The 8676-nt window shown below is 69.8% G+C and carries 6 protein-coding genes; 3 read left to right on the top strand and 3 right to left on the bottom strand.

Annotated elements, in window-relative coordinates; translation table 11 throughout:
* Positions 1-78: 78 nt before the first annotated feature.
* On the bottom strand, positions 79-1533 hold the full coding sequence (locus FMQ63_RS25340; RefSeq protein WP_020478670.1) for an HTTM domain-containing protein: 1455 nt from the start codon (positions 1531-1533) through the stop codon (positions 79-81).
* Positions 1526-2764, bottom strand: coding sequence for an imelysin family protein (locus FMQ63_RS25335; protein WP_216609213.1), 1239 nt, complete (start codon positions 2762-2764; stop codon positions 1526-1528). The genes FMQ63_RS25340 and FMQ63_RS25335 overlap by 8 nt, the downstream gene beginning before the upstream one ends.
* A 187-nt stretch (positions 2765-2951) precedes the next feature.
* Between FMQ63_RS25335 and FMQ63_RS25330 the strand changes: the two genes are divergently transcribed.
* Positions 2952-4433 carry a hypothetical protein gene (locus FMQ63_RS25330; RefSeq protein WP_011555000.1) on the top strand — a complete coding sequence of 494 codons (1482 nt, stop codon included), beginning with the start codon at positions 2952-2954 and terminating at the stop codon, positions 4431-4433.
* Positions 4434-4556: 123 nt separating this feature from the next.
* Complete coding sequence (locus FMQ63_RS25325) at positions 4557-6989, top strand: TonB-dependent receptor (protein ID WP_020478671.1); 2433 nt, start codon at positions 4557-4559, stop codon at positions 6987-6989.
* Positions 6990-7022: 33 nt separating this feature from the next.
* Here FMQ63_RS25325 and FMQ63_RS25320 read toward each other — a convergent pair whose 3' ends face one another.
* Positions 7023-7430, bottom strand: a complete 408-nt coding sequence (locus tag FMQ63_RS25320; protein ID WP_225887899.1) for a hypothetical protein — start codon at positions 7428-7430, stop codon at positions 7023-7025.
* A gap of 161 nt (positions 7431-7591) precedes the next feature.
* Between FMQ63_RS25320 and fni the strand changes: the two genes are divergently transcribed.
* Positions 7592-8650 (top strand): type 2 isopentenyl-diphosphate Delta-isomerase, encoded by a 1059-nt coding sequence (gene fni, locus FMQ63_RS25315; RefSeq protein WP_011554997.1) that lies wholly within the window; start codon positions 7592-7594, stop codon positions 8648-8650.
* The last annotated feature ends 26 nt before the right edge of the window (positions 8651-8676 follow it).

The raw sequence follows: 8676 nt of genomic DNA, 5'->3' as shown, positions 1-8676 counted from the left end.
GAGGGGGCAGGGGGCAGGGGGCCTGGCTGCAACGGCGCACCCTCCACCCAGCCCCTTGCCCATTACCGCGCCCCGCTCCTACGGGCGCTCGGCCGTCGCGCCGCGCAGCGGAGCGCGCAAGCGGATGGGCGGCGACTCCGGCGCGGGGCGGATCCACCGCTTGGGCGCGAGGCTGTCCACCTCTCGAGCGAGGTCCACGTCCGGGTCCACCAGCAGCTCCGCGGGGCGGCCATTGAGGGACACCTGGGCGTCGACGTGGACCTGGACGCGGCCCTTGCCCTGCGCCTCGAAGTCCCGGGCGATGTGCCGCGCCAACTGGAGGATGAGGTCCGGCTGCACCGACATCTCCCGCTCCTGGAGGCGGGTGAGGTACTGGCTGGGCGCGACGTGCCATTCCCGGTCCGACGCCGGGTCGCGGACGATGAATGTCACGCTGCCGTTCTTCTCGCGCGCCATCACTCGCCAGGAGAAGCGCATGCCCTGCTCGTGCCACAGGACGTTGCCGCCGTAGAGGTGGGTGCGCAGCGGAATGGCGACCTGCACGACGGCGTAGGTCAGGGCCAGTCCGAGCGCCACCTGTCCCTTCCAGCCGGGAGCGCTCGGGGCGGGCGTCGCGGGCGTTTCCGAGGCGGCCGAAGTCGCGACGGACGTCCGCGCGAGGCGGGCGCGCAGCCCGTGGAACAGCCGCCGTGGCCAGGAGGCTTCGAAGAAGACCAGGGCCCCGGTGACCATGATGAAGGGGAACATGCCAATGGGAAACAGCGCGGAGGTGGCCGCGTGGAACCCGAGCACCACCACATAGGCGAAGGGCCGCAGCTTCCGGGTGAGGAGGAAGACGACGATGGTGGTGTCGAAGAGGAATCCCGACCAGGCCGCGACGTAGGCGACCCAGGGCTCGTCGAGCATGGGACCGATGACGGGCAGGCTCGTCCGAGCCGACAGCCAGATGCTGAGCGGCTGGGCATGGAGCAGCCAGTCACCGGTCAGCTTCGCCAGCCCCGCGAAGACGTAGACCACGCCCACCTGGAAGCGCAGCAGCAGCGTGCACCACGAGGGCAGCCAGTCACTGCGCAGCGCGGGCTTGCGCCAGGCATCCACCGAGAAGGCCCGGTGCGCCGGCACGATGAGCATCAGCCCGAGGAGCAGGCTCACCAGGTAGTAGTGATTGAGGTAGTTGCTGACGTCCACGAGCTGGACGTAGGAGAAGGCGACGAACAGCAGGCCCACTGTCACGCGGTAGAAGAGGCCCGCCGCCATGCAGAGCCCGAGTATCGCGAGCGCCGCGAAGACAGTGTGCATCCACGGCGCCGGCAGCGCGGGCACCCAGCCGAAGCCCCAGTAGGTGAAGTGGAAGCGGGGGCCGGTGAACAGCACGTCCACCCAGCCATATGCGAGGAACCGGACCGCCGAGACGAAGATGAGCAGCCCCAGCGCCACGCGGAACGCCACCAGCGCCGCGATGTCTCGCGGCGCCAGCAGCACCTTCCAGATGCGCCCGGAAGCGGGGCGCTCGCCGGACGCCACCTCAGTCATTGTCCCCCTCGACGGACTGGGGCAGCTCCAGGTCCAGCACGGTGACGAGCTCCGTCTTGAGCACGTCCGTCACGCTCTTGATGACGTCGTACATCGTACGCATCGCGGCCTTGTCCTGAGCCAGGACCGTCGCCAGGTCTTCACCCGGAACAGCGTCGATGCCCGCTGCCGCCGCCGCGTTGCGCTCGCGCAGCTTCGCCGCCAGCGCGTCGGCGCCCGAGGCCTCCAGCAGGTCGTCGAAGCCCGTGCCGGAGAAGTTCTCGCCGCAGCCTTCCGTGATGCGCCGGTAGCCCACCAGGTTGGCCCGGATGTTCGCCTTCGAGCGCGCGGCGAACTGTGACTCCAGGTGTTCGGGGCACGTCGACGTGGCGCAGTCACGCAGCGCCAGCGGCCGTGCCACCTTGAGGTCCTTCACCTCGCGCTCGAAGTAGAAGATGGCGTCGCTCACGGAGTTCAGCGCCGCCTGCGTGGAGGGGTACACGGCATTGCCGGAGCCCGCCGTCGTCAACGTCCGGCCGAAATTCTCCTGGTCCGGGGCCCACGCGTTCACCAGCGCGTCCGCGCGGCGGTGGACGTCGGCGGCCACCACGGCGGCGTACGCCCGCTTGCGCGCGGCCCGCTCGTCCGCGGACAGCGCCGCCCACGTGCCCTGGGACACGATGACGGAGGTGCCAGGGCAGGCGGTGTCGTTGCCCTCGAAGAAGAGCAGGTACTCCAGCGCGTACAGGCCGCGGCGGCTCACCAGTGAGCTGTCGAAGCTCTCCGACTCATAGCTTCGGTTGACGAGCTGCTCCTCGATGGCGCACCGGCTGACCAGGGGCCACGAGTAGATGTTGTCGCGAATCTCCGCGCCGCCCGGGAGGCTGCGGGGCGCGGCGGGACCGAACTGCATCACCTCCGCCATCTGCCACACGTCCATGGCCTGGTGGTAGGCCTCGCGCGCGGTGTCTCGCGTGGTGGCATCCGGCGTGGCCGCGTGGGCCGCGACGGCGCTCTCCAGCGCGGTGGCCGCGGTCTGGAACTCACGTGCCGTCTGCAGCACACAGGCTCCGGACGACTCCAGCAGCGCGGCGCGCGTCGCGGCCACCGTGTCGCCCGGATTGTCCGTCCCTGCGTCCGGCGGGGTCACCTTGTCCGACTTGCACGCGGACAGCGAGAGGAGGGCGGGCACCGCGAGCGCGATGGCGCGCGCACGCAGGACGGAGAGGGGGCGCGATGACTCGGTGTTCATGTCCGGGCTCGCTAACACGCCGATGTTGTTAATGACAATCAACTTCAAAGTTTGCCGGGGAAACGTGCGAGTTTCCACAGGTTGGGTGTTGACCCGTCGCGGTCTTCCGGAGTACGAGGCGGACACGAAGAAACTGATAACGATTATCGTTTGCAGTTCGACAAGTTCCTGAGCGAGGGGAAACATCATGTTGAAGACGGTGAAGCACCGTAGCTTCCTGGTGCGTGGAGCCGCGTTGGCGCTCACGCTGGCGTGCATGACGGGTTGTGGCGACGACGACGAGCCCACTCCGACGCCTGACGCGGGCACCAACACGGACGCCGGTACGGACGCGGGCACGAACCCGACGCCTGACGCCGGCACCGGCGCGCTGGACAGCGACATCGCGGTGGTCCGCTTCAACGAGGACGGTACGCACGACACGACGTTCGGTGCGGGCGGCGTGACGCACGTGGACTTTGGCACCGGCCGCGACGGCACGCGTGACTCGCTGTGGGACGTGCGCGTGGACGGCACGGACCGCATCGTGCTGTTCGGCAACAAGCGCGCGGACGGTACGCGCGTGGACACCGACCGCGTGGTGGCCCGCCTGACGGCGACGGGCGCGCTGGACACGACGTTCGGCTCGACCGAGACGCCCAACGGGTTCAGCGTCCTCAACCTGTCCAACCTGAACGACGGCATGCGCTACGGCTTCATCCAGCCGGACGGCAAGATCATGACGTCCGGCTACACCTCCATGCCCACGGGCGTGGGTGCGCAGGCGGCCAACCGCATCGTGCTGCAGCGCCTGAACGACAACGGCAAGGCGGACGACTCGTTCGGCTGGAAGGGCGTCGTGACGTCCGCGCCGTTCCAGGCCCAGAGCGAGACCAACCCCGAGTGGGGCATGGCCGAGGCCTACGCCGCGGGCATGCAGTCCAACGGCAGCTACGTGACGACCGGCTACGGCCGCTCCGCGTCCTCTGGCAAGGTGGACCTGGTGTCCTTCCGCTACACCTCGACGGGCGCGCTCGACCCGACGTGGGGCACCGGCGGCGCCGTGGTGCTGGACCTGGTAGGTGACGACGACCGCGGCCGCAACCTGGTGGTCCTGAACGACGACCGCGTCCTGCACGTGGGCAGCGGCTCCCTGGGCGCGCAGAACATCCAGGCCCTCCTCCTGATGCAGACGCAGGACGGCCAGCCGGACACGACCTTCGCGCCGGAAGGCTACAAGACCTTCAGCCTCGACCGCCCGGAGCAGGCCTTCTTCGGCGTGGCCAAGTCGTCTGACGGCAACTGGGCCGCCGCGGTGGGTTACCGCGCGGGTGGCAACCAGAACGCCGACGGCATCCTCGCCATCATCCCCACGAACGGTTCGGCGGAGGAGGTCATCATCAAGGCCACGCCGATCTCCACCACGGAGAACGACCGCTTCTGGTCCGTTGCCTTCGACTCGACCAACCGCATCTACGCGGCGGGCTTCGTGACCGAGGGTGGCGACAACGGGGACAACCAGATGGTGGTGGCGCGCTTCACCACCGAGGGCAACCTCGACACGACCTTCGGCACCGGCGGCATCGCGAAGATCAACGTCGCGACCGCGGGCACCGAGGAGGCCGCTCGCGGCATCGCCATCCAGTCGGATGGAAAGATCGTCATCGGCGGTCCCATTGAGAAGCGGTAATCGCTGACGCAGTGTAGAAGCAGGAGCCGGGGAGGGCGGTCCGCGCGCGGGCGGGCCTCCAGCCCTGGCTCCTGGCTTTTGAGTCGTCGGACATCCCGGTCAGACAAGGTCGAAACGCTTCAGATGGCACTGTTCGAGCAGAAGCTGATGTGGGCGCGGAGCTGGACACTTCCTGCGCTCTTGCTGGCATGGGCCTCCCCGGCCGCGGCGCAGTCCGAGCCGCCCCAGGACGCCGCCGCCGTGGCTCCCGAGCCGTCGCAGGTGCAGGACGCCGCCGCCGTTCCTGAAGCGCCGCAGGCGCAGGACACCGTCGTCGTCCCTGAAGCGCCGCAGGCGCAGGACACCGCCGCCGAGGAGGCGCAGCAGGCCGAGCCGGCGCAGGCGCCCGTGGGCGACGCGCCGCTGGCCATCGAGCCCCCCGCGGGCGAGCCACTGGTGCTGGAGCCTTCACCCGAGGCGGTGGAGAAGAGATTCGAGAGCGTGGTGGTGGGCACCTCGGAGGCGCGCACGAGCGGCTCCATCCACGTGCTCAAGCCCGCGCAGTTGGAGCGCTTCGAGCGCGATGACCCGGCCGCCATCCTCCAGACGGTGCCCGGTGTGTACTCCCGCGGCGAGGACGGCTTTGGCCTGCGGCCGAACGTGGGCTTGCGCGGCGTCAATCCGGACCGCAGCAAGAAGGTCACCCTTTTGGAGGACGGTGTCCTCTTCGGCCCCGCGCCGTACTCCGCGCCGGCGGCCTACTACTTCCCGCTGGCCACGCGCATGCAGAGCATCCGCGTGCTCAAGGGGCCCTCGGCCATCCAGCAGGGACCGCAGACGGTGGGCGGCTCCGTGGAGTTCATCACCCGGGACATCCCCGCGTCCGAGTCCGCCTGGCTGGACGTGGCGGGCGGCGAGTACCTCTACGGCAAGGCCCACGGCGTCTTCGGCGCCAGCACCGAGCGCGCGGGCTTCCTGCTCGAAGGCGTCCACCTGCGCAGTGACGGCTTCAAGGAGCTGGACACCGTTGGCGGCAACACGGGCTTCACCCGCAACGAGTGGATGGCCAAGGGCAGCTACCTGCTCGTCCCCGAGGGCCCCGTGCGCCAGACGCTCCAGCTCAAGCTGGGCTACTCGGACGAGGACTCGAACGAGACGTACCTGGGCCTGAGCAGCGCGGACTTCGCCGCCGCGCCGCTGCGCCGCTACGTCGCGAGCGCCCTGGACCACATGAAGTGGCACCGCACGCAGGTGGTGCTCAGCCACGAGCTCGAAGCGGGCGGGCTGGCCGTGACGACGTCCGTCTACCGGCATGACCTGAGCCGGGTGTGGCGCAAGGTGAACCGCTTCCGCGGCGCCTCCATCGCCAGCGTGTTGGCGGACCCCGCGAGCGCGCGCAACTCCATCTACTACGGCGTGCTCACGGGCGAGCTGGACACGTCGTCGTCCCAGGACGCGCTGCTCATCGGCCCCAACGACCGCACGTACGTGTCCCAGGGACTCCAGAGCATCGCGCGTTGGACGGCCACCACCGGGCCGCTGAGCCACAACCTCGAGCTGGGCGCGCGCTTCCACTACGACAGCATCCGCCGCCTCCATACCGAGGATGCCTTCCTGATGCAGGGCGGCCAGCTCGTGTGGACCAGCGAGCCCACGTACACGACGGCCGACAACAAGGACTCCACGCACGCCCTCGCCCTGCACGCGACGGACGCCATCGGCTGGGGGCCCCTGGTGCTGACGCCGGGCGTGCGCATGGAAATCATCCGCTCGGCGTCGCGGAACCACATGACGGGCACCGAGTCGAGCGGCGCGCTGGAGGTGCTCATGCCGGGCATGGGCATCTACGGTGCACTGACGCGCGAGCTGGGCCTGTTCGCGGGCGCCTATCGCGGCTTCTCGCCCCCGGCGCCCGGACAGCCGGACGCGGTGCTGCCGGAGAAGAGCATCAACTACGAGGCCGGCGCGCGGTGGACCCGCCGTGGCGAGCGGCTGGAGGCGGTGGGCTTCTTCAACGACTACTCGAACCTCACCGACATCTGCACGTTCTCCAGCGGCTGTCTCAACGACGCCCTCGACCGGCAGACGGACGCGGGCAAGGCCTACATCTACGGCCTGGAAGTCTTCGGTGAGAAGACCTTCCGTCCGGGCGGGGGCGTGACGTTCCCCGTCTCGCTGTCCTACACCTTCACGCGCACGCGGCTGCGTGAGGACTTCCAGTCGGCGGACCCGCAGTTCGGCAACGTGCGTGCGGGCGACGAGCTGCCCTACGTGCCCCAGCACCAGCTCTACGCCACCGCGGGCGTGGAGACGTCCTGGGGCGGCCTGGCCCTGAGCGCCTTCTATGTGGACGCCATGCGCGAGCAGGCGGGGCAGGGCGAGGTGTCTCCGGAGCTGCTGACGGACGCGCTGCTGACGTTCGACGTCAACGCGAGTTGGAACTTCTCCCGCTGGGGGCAGCTGTACCTGAGCGCGCGCAACATCCTGGACGAGCAGGCCGTCGTGTCGCGCCGTCCCTACGGTGCCCGGCCCAACGCGCCTCGGGCCGTCATCGTGGGCGTCAAGCTGGGCATCTGAAGCCCGGACACCACCGCGGGCGGCGTCTCGCTTCTAGAGATAGAAGCGGTCCGTCACGCCCGCGGTGCGCTGGAGGATGGCGCTCCAGCCCAGCCACAGGGCGATGCCACTGGCATCCGCCCGCGCTTCCGCTCCCAGGGCGCCCAGCGAGCCCGTGCACCCGGCCAGCGTGAAGCGTCCTGAATCGGTCAGGTGTGTGAGGAGGGCACGCAACGTGGGCATCCCACGCGACTCGAAGCGGTTGGTGACGTCATCGCGACCCATGAAGTCCGGGTCGTCGAGCGCCCCATCGAGGAAGCGCTCCAGGGCCCACCAGAAGAGGTACACCTCCGCCTTGCGGCCAGAGGCCACTGCGGCGGCGGCGATGGACAGGCCTTGGTGCACGCGGTCGTAGTCGCCGCTGTGCAGGAAGACAACCACGTGGGTCGGGGGGGCGCTCACGCGGCGCTCATACCGCCCACAAGGCGCCAGCGTCCACCCACACGCCGGGACTGACCGCCCGGGCCCTTTGGCTTGCGCCTTGGCCGCCGGGCTTGCTAGGAAACCTCGGTCATTCGGGCACTTACGCGCCGTGGCACCCAGGCGGACCGGACTTCAACGAGATGGGCGACGACATCACTGCCAGACGCAAGGACGCGCATCTCGACCTTTGCTCGACGGGGGACGTCGAACCCAGCGGAAACAGCACCCTGCTGGAGTGCGTCAAGCTGGTCCACTGCGCGATGCCGGAAATGTCCGTGGAGGACGTGGACCTGTCCACGGCCTTCCTGGGCAAGCGGCTGCGCTACCCGCTGCTCGTCACCGGCATGACGGGTGGGACGGAGCGTGCGGGTGCGGTGAATCGCGACCTGGCGCTGCTCGCCGAGCGCCACGGCCTGGCCTTCGGCGTGGGCAGCCAGCGCGCCATGTCGGAGGACGCCTCGCGGGCCGCGTCCTTCCAGGTGCGGCAGGTGGCGCCCACGGTGGCGCTCCTGGGCAACATCGGCATGTTCCAGGCCATCGGGCTGGGCGTGGATGGGACGCGCCGGCTGGTGGACGGCATTGGCGCGGACGGGCTGGCGCTGCACCTCAACGCGGGCCAGGAGCTGACGCAGCCGGAAGGCGACCGGGACTTCCAGGGCGGCTACCGCGTGGTGGAGCTGCTGGTGAAGGCCTTTGGCGACCGGCTGCTGGTGAAGGAGACGGGCTGCGGCATTGGCCCGGACGTCGCGCGGCGGTTGGTGGACCTGGGCGTGCGGAACATCGACGTGTCCGGTCTGGGCGGGACGTCCTGGGTGCGCGTGGAACAACTTCGCGCGTCGGGCGTACAGGCACAGTTGGGGGCGGAGTTCAGCGCGTGGGGCATTCCCACGGCGGCGGCGTTGGCCTCCGTGCGCCGGGCCGTGGGCCCGGACGTCCACCTGGTGGCGAGCGGTGGCCTGCGCACGGGGCTGGACGCGGCCAAGGTGCTGGCGCTGGGGGCGAACCTGGCTGGCATGGCGCTGCCGTTGTTCCGGGCGCAGCAGGCGGGTGGGCTCGAGGCGGCGGAGGCGGCGCTGGAGGTCATCCTGGCGAGTCTGCGGCAGGCGCTCGTGCTGACGGGAAGCAGAAGCTGCGCTGAACTGAGACAGCGGCCCCGGGTGGTCACCGGAGAGTTGAAGGATTGGTTGGCGGCGCTGTAGAGGGTGGCCGCGCCGAAGTCTGGAAG

This window comes from Myxococcus sp. CA005, from assembly GCF_006518205.1.
Taxonomy (GTDB): Bacteria; Myxococcota; Myxococcia; order Myxococcales; family Myxococcaceae; genus Myxococcus; species Myxococcus xanthus.
This window is presented reverse-complemented; position numbering and strand designations above follow the sequence as displayed.